The organism is Rhizobium sp. NLR8a (assembly GCF_019685235.1).
Taxonomy (GTDB): domain Bacteria; phylum Pseudomonadota; class Alphaproteobacteria; order Rhizobiales; family Rhizobiaceae; genus Rhizobium.
The window spans coordinates 1-15,663 of the sequence record NZ_JABDWI010000022.1 but is presented as its reverse complement, the minus strand read 5'-3'; the positions used below and the strand labels follow the sequence as shown (position 1 = coordinate 15,663).

Below are 15,663 nucleotides of genomic sequence, written 5' to 3'. Positions count from 1 at the left end.
CCTTCTCAATCCCTTTGTCGCCTGAGACGGGACCGAAGCGAAGACATATGCTCATGGTGTGGGACAAAAACCGACTCGAACAGATGCGCGCAGATTTCGCGGACGCCAATGGTGGTGAGATATTCGATGAGAGGTTTCGGAAAGTGGCGGAGAAGATCATCTCCAAGAACGGCACGAGACTGGCGCCATATGCCGGCGTACCGACATTCCTCAGCGCACCCTATATGCAGGTCGCAGACGATGAGCCGGACTTCGGCAATCTCCAGGTTGCGATCACCGGGATACCCATGGATCTCGGCGTCACCAACCGCCCGGGCCCCCGTTTCGGACCGAGAGCGCTTCGCGCCATAGAAAGGATCGGCCCCTAATGAACTGGTGCGTATTGATTTTGAGGATTGAGGGGTCTTTTGTCCAGGCATCGCAGATTGCCTGGTAGGGCGTTCGCCACCGCAAAGCCTTGAGGTGCTTGGCACAGTAATAGGCTGTGACGAAGGCAAGGACATGGGCTTTCAGGCTGTCGAGATTAACGTGACACCACCCAGTTGTGCCAATCGCTTTCACTGCCGTTGAAGACGTTGAGGTCGATCTTGCCGTCGACGCCGTCGGAGAGGCCGGAGCCGGAATATTGCCAGAACAGCCATTTGCGGCCGGGATAGACCTTGGACGGGTGAGCGGCGACCGAGCGCAGCCAGAAGGGATAATCGAGCATCTGACCTTTCAGATTGTCGCGATAGAAATCCGGCGCCGTGTAGATGATCGGGCGCTGGCCGTAATGACGCTCGAGCTTGTCCATGAAGACCTGCATCTTTTCTCGAACCCGAGCCGGGGAGATGCGGCGCTTGCAGCTCGACTCACCGTTCCACTCGACGTCGATGACGGGCGGAAGCGCGTTGGCTTCCTTAGGAACGTTGCGGATGAACCAGTCGGCCTGTTCGCCGGCTGTCCGGCACCAGTAGAAGAAGTGATAGGCGCCGTGTTTCAGGCCTGCTTCCTTGGCCCGGCGCCAGTTCTTTCTGAACATCGGATCGAGGTGATCGCCGCCGTCGGTCGCCTTGATGTAGACGAAATTCGCGCCTTGCTGCCGCAGAGTGTCCCAATCGATCTCGCCTTGCCAGCGCGAGACGTCGACGCCATGCACGGCGAGCTTTCGGGGTGAGGTCGAGCCGAAGTTGATCGGTTTGGCGTCGCGGAATCGGTGGCTATAAATTCGCGAGCGCGTCGGTGATTTCGGGCCGGCATCCGGATCAATCCCCGGATTGGCAGGCATCAACATCGCAACCGGCCGTTCCGTCGGCATCGGCATGCCGACCGGTCTCTCCGTCGGCACCAGCGCCTGAGGTTCCGGAACCGGTCCGGTCCAGCTCAATGCTTCCTGCGGCGGGCTTGCCTGCGGGGCGGCGTCGCCAACGGCAGCGGCCGGTATCGGGCCGCTCGGCTTCGTGATGGCGTTGGTAGTTTCCTTCGACGGCACAGGGGTGAGTACATCTTCGGCGCCGGAACTTGTAGAGCATCCCGACAGGATCACGGCGGCGAGGAGAATTGCTGATACAGCCGATGGACGCATAAGAACCTGCACGCAAAACCAAGATCGATGGCGACGTTTCCGGTAGGGAAAACCGCCCATTTGAAATTGCTAACAGACACTTGCTAAGAAAGGTTAAATTTGAATCCAATGCCTTGAAAAGGGGCCGGGTTCAGTCCGCCGTTCGCCGCCTGTGCAATGCCGGCGTGCAAGCCCTCCCGAACGGCACGGGAGGGCTTGTGCAATTGCTGTTATTCCGCCGCCTCTGCGTAACTTTCCACCGGCGGGCAGGTGCAGATCAGGTTGCGGTCGCCATAGACATTGTCGACTCGGTTGACCGGCGACCAGTATTTGTCGACGCGGAAGGCGCCGGGCGGAAAGCAGGCCTGTTCCCGGCTGTAGGGACGATCCCATTCGCCGACAAGGTCTTCCACCGTGTGCGGGGCGTTCTTCAGCGGGTTGTCGGCCTTGTCCATGCGGCCTTCCTCGATGGCCCGGGCTTCCTCGCGGATCGCCAGCATCGCCTCGCAGAAGCGGTCGAGTTCGGCCTTGGTCTCGCTTTCCGTCGGCTCGATCATTAGCGTGCCTGATACAGGCCAGCTCATCGTCGGCGCATGGAAGCCGCAGTCGATCAGGCGCTTTGCGACGTCATCGACGGTGACGCCGGCGCTGTCGACCAGCGGGCGCGTGTCGATGATGCATTCATGCGCGACGCGGCCGGTCTTCGATTTGTAGAGCACGTCATAAGCGCCCTTCAGCCGGGCAGCGATATAGTTTGCGTTGAGGATCGCCACCTTGGTCGCCTGCGTCAGGCCTTCGCCGCCCATCATCAGGCAGTAGCTCCAGGAGATCGGCAGGATCGACGCGGAGCCGAAAGCGGCTGCTGAAACCGCGCCCGGACGACCGTCGGTTTCAGGGTGGCCCGGCAGGTGGGGCGCCAGATGTGCCTTGACGCCGATCGGGCCCATGCCGGGGCCTCCGCCGCCATGCGGGATGCAGAAGGTCTTGTGCAGGTTGAGGTGGGAGACGTCGGAGCCGATGTCACCGGGGCGGGACAGGCCGACCATGGCGTTCATGTTGGCGCCGTCGAGATAGACCTGGCCGCCGTGCTGATGCACCAGTTCGCAGATTTGCTTGACCGTCTCCTCGAACACGCCGTGCGTCGAGGGATAGGTGATCATGCAGCAGGAGAGATTGGCCGCATGCTCCTCGGCTTTGGCGCGGAAATCCTCCATGTCGATGTCGCCGTTTTCGCGCACCTTGATGACGACAACCTTCATGCCGGCCATCTGCGCCGAGGCAGGGTTGGTGCCGTGCGCCGAGGTCGGGATCAGGCAGACGTCGCGATGGCCTTCGCCGTTCGCGATGTGGTAGTTGCGGATGGTCAGCAGGCCGGCATATTCGCCTTGCGCGCCGGAATTCGGCTGCATGGAAAAGGCGTCGTAGCCCGTGACGGCGCAGAGCTTTTCCGTGAGATCATCAAGCATTTCGCGATAGCCGAGCGCCTGGTCTGCCGGCACGAAGGGATGGATGTCGGAAAATTCCGGCCAGGTGATCGGCAACATTTCCGCGGTGGCATTGAGTTTCATCGTGCAGGAGCCGAGCGGGATCATGGCGCGGTCGAGCGCAAGGTCACGGTCGGAGAGCCGGCGGATGTAACGCGTCATCTCGCTTTCGGCCCGGTTCATGTGGAAGATCGGGTGGGTGAGATAATCACTGGTCCTGAGCAGGTCCTTCGGCAGGCGGTAGGATGGCTCGAAATCAGCAATGGCAAAATTGCCGCCGAAAGCGCGCCAGACTGCTTCGAGCGTCGCGGGGCGCGTGCGCTCGTCGAGGCTGATGCCGATTCCGGTTTCGCCGACCTTGCGCAGATTGACGCCCTCGGCGACGGCGGCGCGCAGGATCAGGCCTTGCATGTGGCCGACATCGACGGTGACCGTATCGAAGAAGCTTTCGGGCTCGACCTTGTAGCCGAGTTTCTCCAGGCCCTTGGCCATCAGCACGGCCTTCTGGTGCACCTGCTGGGCGATTGCCTTGATGCCCTTCGGGCCGTGGAAGACGGCATACATCGACGCCATGACGGCAAGCAGCACCTGGGCGGTGCAGATGTTGGAGGTCGCCTTCTCGCGGCGGATATGCTGTTCGCGGGTCTGCAGCGACAGGCGATAGGCGCGGTTGCCGCGGGAATCGACGGACACGCCGACGAGGCGGCCGGGCATGGAGCGCTTGATGGCATCCTTGACCGCCATATAGGCCGCATGCGGACCGCCGTAGCCGACGGGAACGCCGAAGCGCTGCGAGGAGCCGATGGCGATATCGGCGCCCATTTCGCCAGGTGATTTCAGCAGCGTCAGCGCCAGAATGTCGGCTGCGACCACGGCGATTGCGCCGGTCTGGTGCAGGCGGGAGATCAGGCCGGTGAAGTCATGCACGTGACCATGCGTGCCAGGATACTGGAAGATCGCGCCGAAGACATCGACCGGATCGAGATCGGTGAAGGGATTGCCGACGATGACGCTCCAGCCCAGCGGCTCGGCGCGGGTACGGATGAGGGCGATGGTCTGCGGATGGCAGTCGGCATCGACGAAGAAGGCCTTCGCCTTCGACTTGGAGACGCGCTCGGCCATCGCCATGCCTTCGGCGGCGGCGGTCGCCTCGTCGAGCAGCGAGGCGTTGGCGACGTCGAGGCCGGTCAGGTCACAAATCATTGTCTGGTAGTTCAGCAGCGCTTCGAGGCGGCCCTGGCTGATCTCCGGCTGGTAAGGCGTATAGGCCGTATACCAGGCAGGATTTTCCAGGATGTTGCGCTGGATGACCGGCGGCGTGATCGTCCCGTAGTAACCCTGGCCGATCAGCGAAACGAGCACCTTATTCTTGTTGGCGGTCTCGCGCAGCTTGTCGAGCGCCTCGCGCTCGGTCATCGGCGCCCCCCAGACGAGCGGCGCCTTCTGGCGGATGGCGGGTGGTAGCGTCGCATCGATCAAGCCGTCGAGGCTGCTATAGCCGATCACCTTCAGCATCTCGGTCATCTCCGTCGGCGAGGGGCCGATATGCCGGCGATTGGCGAAATCGTAGGGCTGATAGTCGGTGAACTGGAATTCGGTCGGCGTCGTCATTACGCGGTGAGCTCCCTGTAGGCGGCCTCGTCGAGCAGGCCGTCGGCATCGGCTGGGTTCTTGAGCTTGAGCTTGAAGAACCACCCGGCGCCTTGAGGATCGGAGTTGATGAGCGAGGGATCGGCGACGATTGCCTCGTTGACCGCGGTGATCTCACCGTCGAGCGGACAATAGACTTCGGAGGCCGCCTTGACGGATTCGACGGTTGCCGCATCGTCGTTCTTCGCAAAGCTCTTGCCGACTTCCGGCAGTTCGACGAAGACGAGATCGCCGAGCTGTTCGACGGCATAGGTGGTGATGCCGACGGTTGCGACATCGCCGTCGAGCTCGAGCCATTCATGTTCAGCGGTAAATTTCAGCATGGAAAAATCCTTTCGGAAAACAGGGTTTCAGCGTTTGTAGGTCGGCGTGACGAAGGGCAGGGCGGAGACAGTGACGGGCAGGAACTTGCCGCGCACCTCGGCATAGACCTGGGTGCCCACCGCAGCATGGGAGATCGGCAGATAGCCCATGGCGACGGGACCTTCGACGCTGGGGCCGAAGCCGCCCGATGTGACTTCGCCGATTTCGGTCTTGCCCTCGGCATCGGCGTAAAGCTTGGCATGGCCGCGCACCGGCGCCTTGCCCTCCGGCTTCAGGCCGACACGACGGCGGGCCGCGCCGTTTTCGAGTTCGGAGAGGATGCGGCCGGAGCCCGGAAAGCCGCCGGCGCGTGCGCCGCCGGCCCGCCGCGCCTTCTGCATCGCCCATTTGAGCGCTGCCTCGACCGGCGAGGTGGTGGTGTCGATGTCGTTGCCATAAAGGCAGAGGCCGGCTTCCAGACGCAGGGAGTCACGGGCGCCGAGGCCGATCGCCTGGACGTCCGGATGTTCGAGCAACCGCATGGCGACATCTTCGGCCTTGTCAGCCGGGACGGAGATTTCGAAGCCGTCCTCGCCGCTATAGCCGGAACGCGAGACAAGGCAGGAAACGTCGTGCAGGCGGCAGTGGCGCACATCCATGAATTTCATCGCCGCGACGTCGGCCCAGAGTTCGGCGAGAACCTCGACCGCCCGCGGTCCCTGCAGCGCGATCAGCGCGCGATCCAAAAGGGTGATATCGCACTGGTCGCCGATATGGGCCTGCAGATGGGCGAGATCGGCCTCCTTGCAGGCGGCGTTGACGACGACGAAAAGGTGGTCGTCGAGATGGGTGATCATCAGATCGTCGAGAATGCCGCCGGTATCGTCGGTGAAGAAGCCATAGCGCTGGCGGCCTGCCGGGAGCCCGAGAATATCGACAGGCACAAGGCTTTCGAGCGCCAGCGCCGCATCCTCATAGCTGCCCGACTTCGCCTTCACGATGACTTGGCCCATGTGGGAGACGTCGAAGAGGCCAGCCTCGGCGCGGGTATGAAGATGTTCCTTCATGACGCCGGCGGGATATTGCACCGGCATGTCGTAACCCGCAAACGGCACCATGCGGGCGCCGAGCGAAAGATGCAGGGCATGCAGCGGGGTTTTCTTGAGGGCAGCAGTATCGTCCAAACGACGCCTCCGGGGTTTGCGCCTTTTGCTGAGGCGCGGGCTCAAATCTGAAGGCGCGGCTGCGCGCTTCTCTCCTGAGCCCCCTCTGTCCCTTTGCCTGAGATTGTTATCCCTTCGGCGAGCGTTTCGAGAACGCTTCTCTCCAGAGTTCCGTCTGCCCCCTTGCTGGTCCTTTGGCCTGAGAGTTTCCGGGGCGGTTGCTCCTTCGGCACCGGTGGCACAAGCACCGGATTCTCCCAACAGGGTTGGCCGCAATTATCCGGCGGGCGCAGCACTTGGCAAGGCCAAATGTCGTGACCTGACAAATTTTTGTCGCCATACTCACGGCAGGGCGCGATCTGCGGCAAATCTGCTTTTGCATTCGGCCGTGAAAACGGCTATCGCGACTTGCTGTTGAAGGGGATTTCATGCGGCGGACAGGACTGAAAGCGATGCTCTTCCTGCGCATGTTTTGCGCCTTGGGCCTGCTTTTGCTCGGATTCGCCCATCAGGCCCCGCAGGCTGCCGCTTCAGATGGTTATGATGCCGCGGCCTACATGCTGCCGGATGGCAGCTTTGCGTCGCTCTGCGTCACAGTGAAGGAGGCGGGAGGCAAGACTGTCGGCTTCAAGCCGAATTGCGAAGCCTGCCGGCTGTCTGCGTCGGTGATCCTGCCGATGCCGGATGCGGGTTCGTGGCTCGCGCGCAAGCTCGCCTCGCTCGTCAATGCCCCGATGGAGGCCGCGGCCGTTGCCGGCGTCAGCGCCGTCAGCCGGGCAAATTCGCGTGCGCCTCCTTCCCTCATCTGATCTGCCTCCGCAACCTAAGACGCAGAATGCCGGTTCGCCCAAAGAAGATAGCGACCGGCGAGGAGATATCCGATGAAAACAATCAAGACTTTCGCGCTTTCCGCGCTTCTTTCCGCTACCGCCTTCGCCGGCGCCGAGGCGCATGTCAGCTTCCTCGACCGCGAGGTGCCGCTGGACACCACGATTCTCGCCACGCTGCAGGTGCCGCATGGCTGTGATGGCAAGGCGACCACGGAAGTGCGGGTGAAACTGCCGGAAGGTTTCGTCTTCGCCAAGCCGCAGCCAAAGGCCGGTTGGGAGCTCGAAGTGATCAAGGGCGACTACCAGAAGACCTACGACAATCACGGCGACAAGGTGAAGACGGGCGCTATCGAGATCCGCTGGAAGAATGGCAATCTTTCTGATGATTTCTACGATGCTTTCGTCATCCAGGGGAAGGTTTCGGGCGTCGAGGCCGGCAGCTCGCTTGCCTTTCCGGTGACGCAGCTCTGCGGCGATGCGGTCACGGTCTGGGATCAGGTGGCAATGGCTGGCGGCGATGCGCATGAGCTAAAAAGCCCGGCGCCGCTGCTGAAGATCGTTGCCGGCGAAGATCATGGCCACGACCATGACGACATGGCTGGGATGAGCATGCCCGGCATGGACGCGACCGGCAAAGCCGGCATGGACGCGACCGGCAAAGCCGGCATGGACATGTCCGCTATGGCGGCTGGGGCCCCGGCCGGGGAAACGGTCAAGGCTGGCGACCTCGAAATCTCCGGCGGCTTCGCCAAGGCGATGCTGCCAGGCCAGCCGGTCGGCGGCGGCTTCTTCACGGTGAAGAATAACGGCCAGACGGACGATCGACTGGTGTCGGTAAGCTCGCCGGCAGCCGGTGAGGTTCAGATTCACGAGATGGTGACGAAGGACAATGTCATGCGGATGCGCCAGCTGAAGGATGGCATCGCCGTTGCTGCAGGCCAGACCGTGAAGCTTGAGCCCGGCAACCTGCATCTGATGTTCCAGAAGGTGAAGACGCCGTTCAAGCAGGGCGATACGGTGCCGGTGACGCTGAGCTTCGAGAAAGCCGGCAAGATTGACTTGGTGCTGCAGGTACTTTCGGCGCAAGGCAAGTGAGCACAGGCTGGTTAAGACAGAAAAGCCCGCGACGCGGGCTTTTCGCTGGAGAGGCGGTTGCCTCAGACGTCTTCGTAGGACTGCAGCGCCTGCTTGAGGCCGGCCTGCGGCTGACGATTGCCCCTCTCCATCAGGTCGAGTGCCACTTCGGTCGACTGGATGATACTGGCGGGATCGTCGACTCCTTCGGTGCCTTCGGCCTTTAACTGCCGGTCAGCGAGCCGGCGCGAGTCGCGGGCGGCGGTGCTCGTGGCGACGCGCTGCGGTATTCTCAGCGTTTCCAGGGCAATGGCGGCGGTGCTTGCCGAAATGGACAGGAGCTGGGTCATGCCGGCACAGTATCGACAGGACCTTGGCGCCGGCATAAGAAAGTTGTTAGCATTTTACTGAATTTAAAGAATTTATTCCGTCACGATCGGCTGCGTTCTCAAACTCGGATATTCCGCCCATGATCCAGGCTCTCCTCGTCGCCGTCGGTGGCGCCATCGGTTCCGTCCTCAGATATTTTGTCGGTCAATGGGCGCTGAGGCTCCTGGGGCCGGCCTTTCCCTGGGGCACTCTCGCGGTCAATGTCGTCGGCTGCTTCGTCATTGGTGTCTTTGCCGAACTGGTCGCGCGGAAGTTCAACGCATCGGTGGAACTGCGCCTGCTGTTGATCACCGGTTTTCTCGGCGGCTTCACCACCTTCTCGGCCTTCTCGCTCGATGCCATCTCGCTCTTCGAGCGCGGCGAGGCTGTCGCCGGCGGCCTCTACATAGCAGCCAGCGTCGGCCTTTCGATGGCGGCAGTGTTCGCGGGCCTCGCCATCATGCGCGCTTTGGTCTGATTCCGGTTTCCGTTTTGCATGAAAATGCTCTAAGGCTGCGGCAAGAACGCCGGCTTGGCCCGCGCTGCAATTTCCGAAAGACTATTCATGGCTGGCATAGAACATATAAAGGTTGAACCTGACGAGGCGGGCATGCGGCTCGATCGCTGGTTCAAGGTGCATTTTCCCGGGCTGGGCTTCGGGCCGCTGCAGAAGCTGCTGCGCTCCGGCCAGATACGCGTGGACGGCGGACGCGTGAAATCGGATGCACGCGTGCAGCCCGGTCAGACGGTGCGCGTGCCGCCGCTCGATGTCGACGCCAGGCTGAAAACCGGGCCGATCGCCGGCAAGGATCTCAAACATTCCACGGATTTCGACCTCCTGTCACGCATGGTGCTGCATGAGGACGACAAGGTGATCGTCCTCAACAAACCGGCCGGCCTTGCCGTGCAGGGCGGTTCCGGTGTCGCCAGGCATATCGACCAGATGCTCGAGGCCTGGACCAGCCCGAAGGGCGAGAAGCCGCGCCTCGTTCACCGCCTCGACCGCGACACGTCAGGCGTGCTCGTCATCGCCCGCACCCGGGGCGCGGCACAGAAGCTGACGGCCGCCTTCCGCGAGCGCGATACGAAGAAGACCTATTGGTCTCTGGTGAAAGGCGTGCCGCGCAAGCGTGAGGACAAGATTTCGACTTGGCTCGTCAAGGAGCCGACGGCTGATGGCGACCGCATGCGCATCGCCAAGCATGGCGAAGAGGGCGCCGATCATGCCGTGTCCTATTACCGCATCGTCGAGACGGCGGCGCAACGTCTCGCCTGGCTGGAGATGGAGCCCTATACGGGGCGCACACACCAGCTTCGTGTTCACGCTTTGCACATCGGCCATCCGATCATCGGCGATCCCAAATATTTCGACGATGATCCGAACTGGGATTTTCCCGGCGGTATCCAGAAGCGGCTGCATCTGCACGCCCGCCATATCGACATTCCGCATCCCTCCGGCGGCCGGCTGCGCGTCACCGCGCCTTTGCCGCCGCATATGGTGCAGAGCTGGAATTTGCTCGGCTTCGATGAAAATTCGGCTCCCATCCTGGACGACGAAGCATGAAACTTGCGCTTTTTGATTGCGACGGCACATTGGTCGACAGTGCCGGGCTGATCCACGAAACGATGCGCCGCACCTTCGCGAAGTTCGGCAAGGCGGAACCTCGATTTGACGACACCAAGGCCATTATCGGCCTGTCGCTGGATATCGCGATCGCCCGCATGCAGGGCAGGCCGCATGTCGAGCAGGAAGACATCGACATGACGGCGCATTATAAATCGCTGTTTACGATCGTGCGTAGGGATCTCGACCACAGAGAGCCGCTGTTTGCCGGCATTCGCGAGATGATCGATGCGATCAGCGGCCGCGAGGATCTGCTGATCGGGGCGGTGACCGGCAAATCCCGGCGCGGGCTGAAGCTGGTGATGGAGACGCACGGCTTCGACAAGCATTTTGTCGTTGCGCGCACCGCCGACGACTGCCCCTCCAAGCCGCATCCGGCCATGGTGACGGAATGCTGCGACGAAACCGGGATGAATGCCGCCGATACCATTGTCATTGGCGACGCGGTTTACGATATGCAGATGGCAAAGGCTGCCGGCGCAAAAGCGATCGGTGTTGCCTGGGGTTATGCCAGCGTGGATGAGCTGATCGCCAACGGCGCCGATGCGATCGCCTACCATCCGAACGAGATATTGCGCCATTTTTCCTGAGGTGAGCCCATGCGCGATCTGCTGAACGATCTGTCCGAGGGACTGAGCCATCCCGATCCCATCCGTCGAGCCCAGATCCAGACGAAAAAGCCGCTGCCGAAGCGTTTCTACACCGACGTGGCGGTCGCCGAGCACGAGGGCAGTTTCGCAATCATGCTCGACGGCAAGTCGGTGCGCACGCCGGCACGGCAGGTTCTTGCCGTTCCCACAGAGGCGCTCGCACAACTTGTCGCCGCCGAATGGCGTGGGCAGGGCGAGGAAATCGATCCGGTCACTATGCCGGTGACCCGGCTGGTCAACACCGCGCTGGATGGTGTGACAACCAATACGCAGGCGATCTTCGAAGACATTCTCCGCTTTTCCTCGAGCGACCTCATCTGCTACCGCGCCGACGGGCCGGAGCTGCTGGTCGAGCGCCAGAGGGAACGTTGGGACCCGATCATCGACTGGGCGGCCAGCGATCTCGGTGCCCGTTTCATTCTCGTCGAGGGGGTAATGCATCACGAACAGCCGCGTGAGGCGACCGCTGCCTTCGCCGTGACGCTGGCGCGGCATCAGAGTGCGATGGCGCTCGCCGCCCTCCATACGATCACGACGCTGACCGGCTCGGCGATCCTAGCGGTTGCCTTGGCCGAGGGCCGGGTGACGGTGGAGGAGACATGGTCGCTTGCGCATCTCGATGAGGACTGGACGATCGAGCATTGGGGGCGCGACGAGGAAGCCGAAGAGCGGCGGGCCAAGCGCTTTGCCGAGTTCAAAGCGGCAGCGGACGTTTTTTTCGCCCTAAGCGCCTGAAACATATTGCCTTCTCAGACATTATGGCGAAATCTGCGACTCCAACGGGTGGTGCGGGATTTTGCGATGGATTGGCTGAGGTCGTGTTTTTGCCGGACCGTGCTCGTCTGTATCGCGCTGACGGCCTGCGGCAGCCTCTCGGCCAACAAGCCGAAGGCGCCGCTCTATGATGTGCGCAGCGCCGTCGTTCTTTCCGGCCCGAACATCCCGGCCGAGCTGCTTGCCGGGATCAACGACCGCGTCAATGCCGCGATCAATGCAACGATGCGCGACACCGTGCTGCCGCGGGTGGTGCTGACGATCCGCGTGGTCTCGATCCAGAAGGGACTCGGTTTCCAAAAGGATCGCAACGTCGCCAAAATCAGCGTCGACGCGGCTTCGGTCGAGGATGGCTCGGTGATTGCCGTCAGCGCCTTCGATGTGACCAGTATCGCCGCCGATCCGAAACTTGCCGACGACATCATCGCCGAGGACGTCGCTGCACGGATTCGCTCGGTTTTCTCGCTTAGCGGACGCAGCCGCTAGCGCATATCGGCCGCGAGAGCGGCGAGGGGAGATCGCATGAAGGAAATTCTCGAAGAACTGGAACGCCGCCGCGGCATCGCCCGCCTAGGCGGCGGCAAGGAGCGCATCGATGCTCAGCACAAGCGCGGCAAGCTGACGGCGCGCGAGCGCATCGACCTCTTCCTCGACGAGGGCTCCTTCGAAGAGTTCGACATGTTCGTGGAGCACCGCTCCACTGATTTCGGCATGGATAAGAGCCGTATCGCCGGCGACGGCGTCGTTACCGGCTGGGGCACGGTCAGCGGCCGCACGGTTTTCGTCTTCGCCAAGGACTTCACCGTCTTCGGCGGCTCGCTTTCGGAGGCGCATGCAGAGAAGATCATGAAGGTGCAGGACATGGCGCTGAAGAACCGCGCGCCAATCGTCGGCATCTACGATGCCGGCGGCGCGCGCATCCAGGAAGGAGTGGCCGCGCTTGGTGGTTATGCCGAAGTCTTCCAGCGCAATGTGCTTGCCTCGGGCGTCATTCCGCAGATTTCCGTGATCATGGGCCCCTGCGCCGGCGGCGACGTCTATTCGCCCGCCATGACCGATTTCATCTTCATGGTGCGCGATACCTCCTACATGTTCGTCACCGGCCCCGACGTGGTGAAAACGGTGACCAACGAGACGGTTACGGCTGAAGAACTCGGCGGCGCCGTGGTGCATACGGTGCGCTCGTCGATTGCCGACGGCGCCTATGAGAATGATGTCGATACGCTGTTGCAGGTGCGCCGGCTGATCGATTTCCTGCCGCTTTCGAACACGTCGCCGGTGCCTGAGATCGAATGTTACCAGTCAGTGACCGAGACCGATGCGTCGCTCGACACGCTGGTGCCGGCGAGCGCCAACAAGCCCTATGATATCAAGGAGCTGATCCGGAAGGTGGCGGACGAGGGGGATTTCTTCGAGATCCAGGAGAGCTTCGCCAAAAACATCGTCTGCGGCTTCGGCCGCGTCGAAGGCTCTACCGTCGGTTTCGTCGCCAACCAGCCGATGGTGCTGGCCGGCGTGCTCGACAGCGATGCCTCGCGCAAGGCGGCGCGTTTCGTGCGCTTCTGCGACTGCTTCAATATTCCGATCGTCACGTTCGTCGACGTGCCGGGCTTTCTGCCGGGCACGGCGCAGGAATATGGCGGCCTGATCAAGCATGGCGCCAAGCTGCTCTTCGCCTATGCGGAAGCAACGGTGCCGAAGCTCACCGTCATCACCCGCAAGGCCTTTGGCGGTGCCTATGACGTGATGGCGTCTAAACATCTGCGCGGCGATTTGAATTATGCCTGGCCGACGGCGCAGATCGCCGTGATGGGCGCCAAGGGCGCGGTCGAGATCATCTTCCGCAAGGATATTGCCGATCCGGAGAAGATCGCCGCCCATACGAAAATGTACGAGGACAGGTTCCTGTCGCCCTTCGTCGCTGCCGAGCGCGGTTATATCGACGAGGTGATCATGCCGCATTCGACCCGGCGGCGGCTGGCGCGCGGTCTGAAGATGCTGCGCAACAAGGATCTCGCCAATCCCTGGAAAAAACACGACAATATCCCGCTCTGATATCCGGCCGCCTGCTGTCGAAAAAGTGAACGGCCGTCAGCGATCCGTGTGTTCAATCGCGGCCGGGGACGGGCTAACGCTCGGCTGCAATTTCTTTAATGGAGAGGTTTAATGTCAACTTTCGAGCGTCTTTCCGCCTATCGCCCCTATGGGCTGGCCGCTCTCAGAATCATCACTGCACTGCTGTTCATCGAGCATGGCACGATGAAGCTTTTCGCCTTTCCGGCTGCGCAGATGCCAGGCCCGCTGCCGCCATTGATGCTTTTCGCGGCTCTTCTGGAGCTTGTCGGCGGTCTCCTCATTCTGGTCGGCCTGCTGACGCGTCCGGTCGCCTTCCTGCTGGCCGGCCAAATGGCGGTCGCTTATTTCATGGCGCATGCCCCGAACAGCTTCTTCCCGGCCCTCAACCAGGGCGACGCCGCGATCTTGTTCTGCTTCGTCTTCCTCTACCTGTTTTTCTCCGGTCCCGGCGCTTTTGCGGTCGATAACCGCAAGATGGCTTGAAAAGGACAATGACTGCGGGGCGTTTCGGCGCCCCGCAGCATTTCGGAATCAGGCGGTGAGCTTGAGGCCGGCGATGCCGGTGACGATCAGCGCGATGCAGGCGAGACGGGAGACACTTGCCCCATCACCAAGCAGCCAAATGCCGAGGAGCACGGTGCCGACCGTGCCGATGCCGGTCCAGACCGCATAGGCGGTGCCGATCGGAAGATACCTCACCGCCAGGCCAAGCAGGACGACGCTCACGACCATTGAAATGACGGTCAGCGCCGTCGGCAGCGGCCGCGTGAAACCCTCGGTGTATTTAAGGCCGATCGCCCAGCCACATTCGAAAAGACCGGCGAGAAAAAGCAGAAACCAGGCCATACGCCTCTCCTTGTTCAAGAGCGAGGCCGTCCCCGCGACGGTTGCATCCTCTGGACGCCGCAGTCGTCTGCGATAGTGCCTATATCAGTGAGGGAACGGCCGTCTTCAAGGTAGGAATCGGCATGGCTGCCATGCCACCCGTTTCTTGCCGGCCTGCGGAGGAGATCATGGCCGGCCGCCGGCCTCGCTGGAAAGGTTCTTGGCGCGGCGGCAGAGGCGATCGAAGGTCTCGAGGAATCGCGAGCGGTCTTTCGGGCTGAAGGCGGCGTTGTAACCTTTGCTTTCCCCGGTTTCGCGCAGATGCGCACCAAGATCGCGCATGGCGCTCGCCATGCCGATATTGGTTTCATCGAAGACACGTCCGGTCGGGCCGCTGACGAAAGCGCCGGTCGCGACGCAGCGTACGGCCAGCGGCACGTCGGCAGTAACGACGACGTCGCCCGCGCCTGCGCGCTCGGCGATCCAGTTATCGGCGGCATCGAAGGCGTTGGAAACGATGACGTTGTGGATCATGGGATCGCGGGACGGGCGCAGGCCGGAATTGGCGACGAAGGTAACTTCAAGGCCGTGGCGTTCGGCAACCTTCAGGATTTCCGGCTTCACCGGGCAGGCATCGGCGTCGACATAGATCATGGCGGTATCCTCATGCCGGATGAATGGCAGGCTGTCTGACCATATCGACATGGGGAATGCCGTCTTCCAGATATTCCTGTGACGTCCCGACAAAGCCGAAGGATTCATAGAAGCGGCGCAGATGGGCCTGCGCCGACAAGGCGATCGGATTTGCCGGATAAAGCCGCTCACAGGCGGTGATCGATTCGCGCACCAATGCATCGCCCAGACGTTTGCCGCGATGGGCAGGCGAGACGACGACGCGGCCGATCTTTGACGGCTCCTGTGGCTCATGTGGTTTCAGGATCCGCGCCGCCGCCAGGAGGTCACCGCCCTCCAGCAGTCGCAGATGCAGAGCATCGATGTCCTTGCCGTCGAGTTCCGGATAGGGACAGTTCTGCTCGACGACGAAGACATCGACCCGCATTCGAAGGAGGTCGTAGAGCTCCCGCGCGGGGAGCTCATCGAAATGCCTGAGATCGACCCGGTAGTTGGCTGCCGCCATCAGTACACCACCACGCCGCGGATGCTTTCGCCCTTGTGCATCAAGTCGAAGCCCTTGTTGATGTCTTCGAGCGGCATCGTGTGGGTGATCATCGGATCGATCTGGATCTTGCCCTGCATGTACCAGTCGACGATCTTCGGCACGTCGGTGCGGCCGCGCG

17 protein-coding genes, 3 pseudogenes and 2 riboswitches are annotated in these 15,663 nt (G+C 62.0%); of the genes and pseudogenes, 10 read left to right on the top strand and 10 right to left on the bottom strand.

From position 1 onward, the window contains the following. Positions 1 to 53 precede the first annotated feature (53 nt). A pseudogene (locus HJC04_RS30435) lies at positions 54 to 365 on the top strand (arginase family protein); the annotation flags it as partial. On the opposite strand, the pseudogene HJC04_RS32005 reads toward HJC04_RS30435, so the two are convergent. The 5 genes and pseudogenes from HJC04_RS32005 to gcvT form a co-directional block, all read right to left on the bottom strand. Then, a pseudogene (locus HJC04_RS32005) lies at positions 301 to 525 on the bottom strand (hypothetical protein); the annotation flags it as partial. The pseudogenes HJC04_RS30435 and HJC04_RS32005 overlap by 65 nt on opposite strands. Then, positions 524 to 1,564, bottom strand: coding sequence for a GH25 family lysozyme (locus tag HJC04_RS30430; protein ID WP_210631199.1), 1,041 nt, complete (start codon positions 1,562 to 1,564; stop codon positions 524 to 526). The gene HJC04_RS30430 and the pseudogene HJC04_RS32005, both read right to left, overlap by 2 nt. A gap of 209 nt (positions 1,565 to 1,773) precedes the next feature. Continuing rightward, the gene (gcvP, locus tag HJC04_RS30425) at positions 1,774 to 4,638 is read right to left on the bottom strand and encodes an aminomethyl-transferring glycine dehydrogenase (RefSeq protein WP_221123370.1); all 2,865 of its coding nucleotides are present in this window, start codon (positions 4,636 to 4,638) and stop codon (positions 1,774 to 1,776) included. Next, positions 4,638 to 5,000 carry a glycine cleavage system protein GcvH gene (gene gcvH, locus HJC04_RS30420; protein ID WP_210631201.1) on the bottom strand — a complete coding sequence of 121 codons (363 nt, stop codon included), beginning with the start codon at positions 4,998 to 5,000 and terminating at the stop codon, positions 4,638 to 4,640. The genes gcvP and gcvH overlap by 1 nt, the downstream gene beginning before the upstream one ends. 27 nt (positions 5,001 to 5,027) lie before the next feature. Beyond that, entirely contained in the window at positions 5,028 to 6,164 is a 1,137-nt protein-coding gene (gene gcvT / locus HJC04_RS30415; RefSeq protein ID WP_221123369.1) for a glycine cleavage system aminomethyltransferase GcvT, read from the bottom strand. A gap of 75 nt (positions 6,165 to 6,239) precedes the next feature. Then, positions 6,240 to 6,320, bottom strand: a riboswitch (glycine riboswitch). Further along, positions 6,321 to 6,413, bottom strand: a riboswitch (glycine riboswitch). A gap of 158 nt (positions 6,414 to 6,571) precedes the next feature. Between gcvT and HJC04_RS30410 the strand changes: the two genes are divergently transcribed. Together HJC04_RS30410 and HJC04_RS30405 are read left to right on the top strand one after the other, a co-directional pair. Further along, positions 6,572 to 6,952 (top strand): hypothetical protein, encoded by a 381-nt coding sequence (locus HJC04_RS30410; protein ID WP_221123368.1) that lies wholly within the window; start codon positions 6,572 to 6,574, stop codon positions 6,950 to 6,952. Between the two features lie 72 nt (positions 6,953 to 7,024). Then, positions 7,025 to 8,068 (top strand): copper chaperone PCu(A)C, encoded by a 1,044-nt coding sequence (locus HJC04_RS30405; protein WP_210631204.1) that lies wholly within the window; start codon positions 7,025 to 7,027, stop codon positions 8,066 to 8,068. A 62-nt stretch (positions 8,069 to 8,130) separates the two neighbouring features. Here HJC04_RS30405 and HJC04_RS30400 read toward each other — a convergent pair whose 3' ends face one another. Further along, complete coding sequence (locus HJC04_RS30400; protein WP_210631205.1) at positions 8,131 to 8,397, bottom strand: hypothetical protein; 267 nt, start codon at positions 8,395 to 8,397, stop codon at positions 8,131 to 8,133. A 119-nt stretch (positions 8,398 to 8,516) separates the two neighbouring features. Between HJC04_RS30400 and crcB the strand changes: the two genes are divergently transcribed. The 7 genes from crcB (at position 8,517) to HJC04_RS30365 (ending at position 14,023) form a co-directional block, all read left to right on the top strand. Beyond that, the gene (crcB, locus tag HJC04_RS30395) at positions 8,517 to 8,894 is read left to right on the top strand and encodes a fluoride efflux transporter CrcB (protein WP_210631206.1); all 378 of its coding nucleotides are present in this window, start codon (positions 8,517 to 8,519) and stop codon (positions 8,892 to 8,894) included. Positions 8,895 to 8,981: 87 nt separating this feature from the next. Continuing rightward, positions 8,982 to 9,980 carry an RluA family pseudouridine synthase gene (locus tag HJC04_RS30390; protein ID WP_210631207.1) on the top strand — a complete coding sequence of 333 codons (999 nt, stop codon included), beginning with the start codon at positions 8,982 to 8,984 and terminating at the stop codon, positions 9,978 to 9,980. Beyond that, positions 9,977 to 10,630 carry an HAD-IA family hydrolase gene (locus tag HJC04_RS30385; protein WP_210631208.1) on the top strand — a complete coding sequence of 218 codons (654 nt, stop codon included), beginning with the start codon at positions 9,977 to 9,979 and terminating at the stop codon, positions 10,628 to 10,630. Before HJC04_RS30390 ends, HJC04_RS30385 begins: the two co-directional genes overlap by 4 nt. 9 nt (positions 10,631 to 10,639) lie before the next feature. Next, positions 10,640 to 11,425 (top strand): ATP12 family chaperone protein, encoded by a 786-nt coding sequence (locus HJC04_RS30380; protein WP_221147769.1) that lies wholly within the window; start codon positions 10,640 to 10,642, stop codon positions 11,423 to 11,425. A 66-nt stretch (positions 11,426 to 11,491) separates the two neighbouring features. Then, on the top strand, positions 11,492 to 11,950 hold the full coding sequence (locus HJC04_RS30375; protein WP_210631210.1) for a hypothetical protein: 459 nt from the start codon (positions 11,492 to 11,494) through the stop codon (positions 11,948 to 11,950). A 36-nt stretch (positions 11,951 to 11,986) separates the two neighbouring features. Further along, on the top strand, positions 11,987 to 13,519 hold the full coding sequence (locus HJC04_RS30370; RefSeq protein ID WP_210631211.1) for an acyl-CoA carboxylase subunit beta: 1,533 nt from the start codon (positions 11,987 to 11,989) through the stop codon (positions 13,517 to 13,519). Between the two features lie 111 nt (positions 13,520 to 13,630). Next, positions 13,631 to 14,023 carry a DoxX family protein gene (locus tag HJC04_RS30365; protein ID WP_210631212.1) on the top strand — a complete coding sequence of 131 codons (393 nt, stop codon included), beginning with the start codon at positions 13,631 to 13,633 and terminating at the stop codon, positions 14,021 to 14,023. 48 nt (positions 14,024 to 14,071) lie between these two features. Here HJC04_RS30365 and sugE read toward each other — a convergent pair whose 3' ends face one another. The 4 genes and pseudogenes from sugE to HJC04_RS30345 form a co-directional block, all read right to left on the bottom strand. Further along, positions 14,072 to 14,386: a quaternary ammonium compound efflux SMR transporter SugE gene (gene sugE / locus HJC04_RS30360; RefSeq protein ID WP_210631213.1), complete on the bottom strand. Its 315-nt coding sequence runs from the start codon at positions 14,384 to 14,386 to the stop codon at positions 14,072 to 14,074. Between the two features lie 165 nt (positions 14,387 to 14,551). Next, complete coding sequence (locus HJC04_RS30355; RefSeq protein ID WP_210631214.1) at positions 14,552 to 15,019, bottom strand: YaiI/YqxD family protein; 468 nt, start codon at positions 15,017 to 15,019, stop codon at positions 14,552 to 14,554. A 10-nt stretch (positions 15,020 to 15,029) separates the two neighbouring features. After that, the gene (locus tag HJC04_RS30350) at positions 15,030 to 15,503 is read right to left on the bottom strand and encodes a GNAT family N-acetyltransferase (protein WP_210631215.1); all 474 of its coding nucleotides are present in this window, start codon (positions 15,501 to 15,503) and stop codon (positions 15,030 to 15,032) included. Then, positions 15,503 to 15,663: pseudogene (locus tag HJC04_RS30345) on the bottom strand (S-(hydroxymethyl)glutathione dehydrogenase); the annotation flags it as partial. The pseudogene HJC04_RS30345 and the gene HJC04_RS30350, both read right to left, overlap by 1 nt.

Coding starts and splice junctions, on each gene's coding strand:
- HJC04_RS30430 (WP_210631199.1), bottom strand. CDS start 1,564: ATGCGTCCATCGGCTGTATCAGCAATTCTCCTCGCCGCCGTGATCCTG.
- gcvP (WP_221123370.1), bottom strand. CDS start 4,638: ATGACGACGCCGACCGAATTCCAGTTCACCGACTATCAGCCCTACGAT.
- gcvH (WP_210631201.1), bottom strand. CDS start 5,000: ATGCTGAAATTTACCGCTGAACATGAATGGCTCGAGCTCGACGGCGAT.
- HJC04_RS30410 (WP_221123368.1), top strand. CDS start 6,572: ATGCGGCGGACAGGACTGAAAGCGATGCTCTTCCTGCGCATGTTTTGC.
- HJC04_RS30405 (WP_210631204.1), top strand. CDS start 7,025: ATGAAAACAATCAAGACTTTCGCGCTTTCCGCGCTTCTTTCCGCTACC.
- HJC04_RS30400 (WP_210631205.1), bottom strand. CDS start 8,397: ATGACCCAGCTCCTGTCCATTTCGGCAAGCACCGCCGCCATTGCCCTG.
- crcB (WP_210631206.1), top strand. CDS start 8,517: ATGATCCAGGCTCTCCTCGTCGCCGTCGGTGGCGCCATCGGTTCCGTC.
- HJC04_RS30390 (WP_210631207.1), top strand. CDS start 8,982: ATGGCTGGCATAGAACATATAAAGGTTGAACCTGACGAGGCGGGCATG.
- HJC04_RS30385 (WP_210631208.1), top strand. CDS start 9,977: ATGAAACTTGCGCTTTTTGATTGCGACGGCACATTGGTCGACAGTGCC.
- HJC04_RS30380 (WP_221147769.1), top strand. CDS start 10,640: ATGCGCGATCTGCTGAACGATCTGTCCGAGGGACTGAGCCATCCCGAT.
- HJC04_RS30375 (WP_210631210.1), top strand. CDS start 11,492: ATGGATTGGCTGAGGTCGTGTTTTTGCCGGACCGTGCTCGTCTGTATC.
- HJC04_RS30370 (WP_210631211.1), top strand. CDS start 11,987: ATGAAGGAAATTCTCGAAGAACTGGAACGCCGCCGCGGCATCGCCCGC.
- HJC04_RS30365 (WP_210631212.1), top strand. CDS start 13,631: ATGTCAACTTTCGAGCGTCTTTCCGCCTATCGCCCCTATGGGCTGGCC.
- sugE (WP_210631213.1), bottom strand. CDS start 14,386: ATGGCCTGGTTTCTGCTTTTTCTCGCCGGTCTTTTCGAATGTGGCTGG.
- HJC04_RS30355 (WP_210631214.1), bottom strand. CDS start 15,019: ATGATCTATGTCGACGCCGATGCCTGCCCGGTGAAGCCGGAAATCCTG.
- HJC04_RS30350 (WP_210631215.1), bottom strand. CDS start 15,503: ATGGCGGCAGCCAACTACCGGGTCGATCTCAGGCATTTCGATGAGCTC.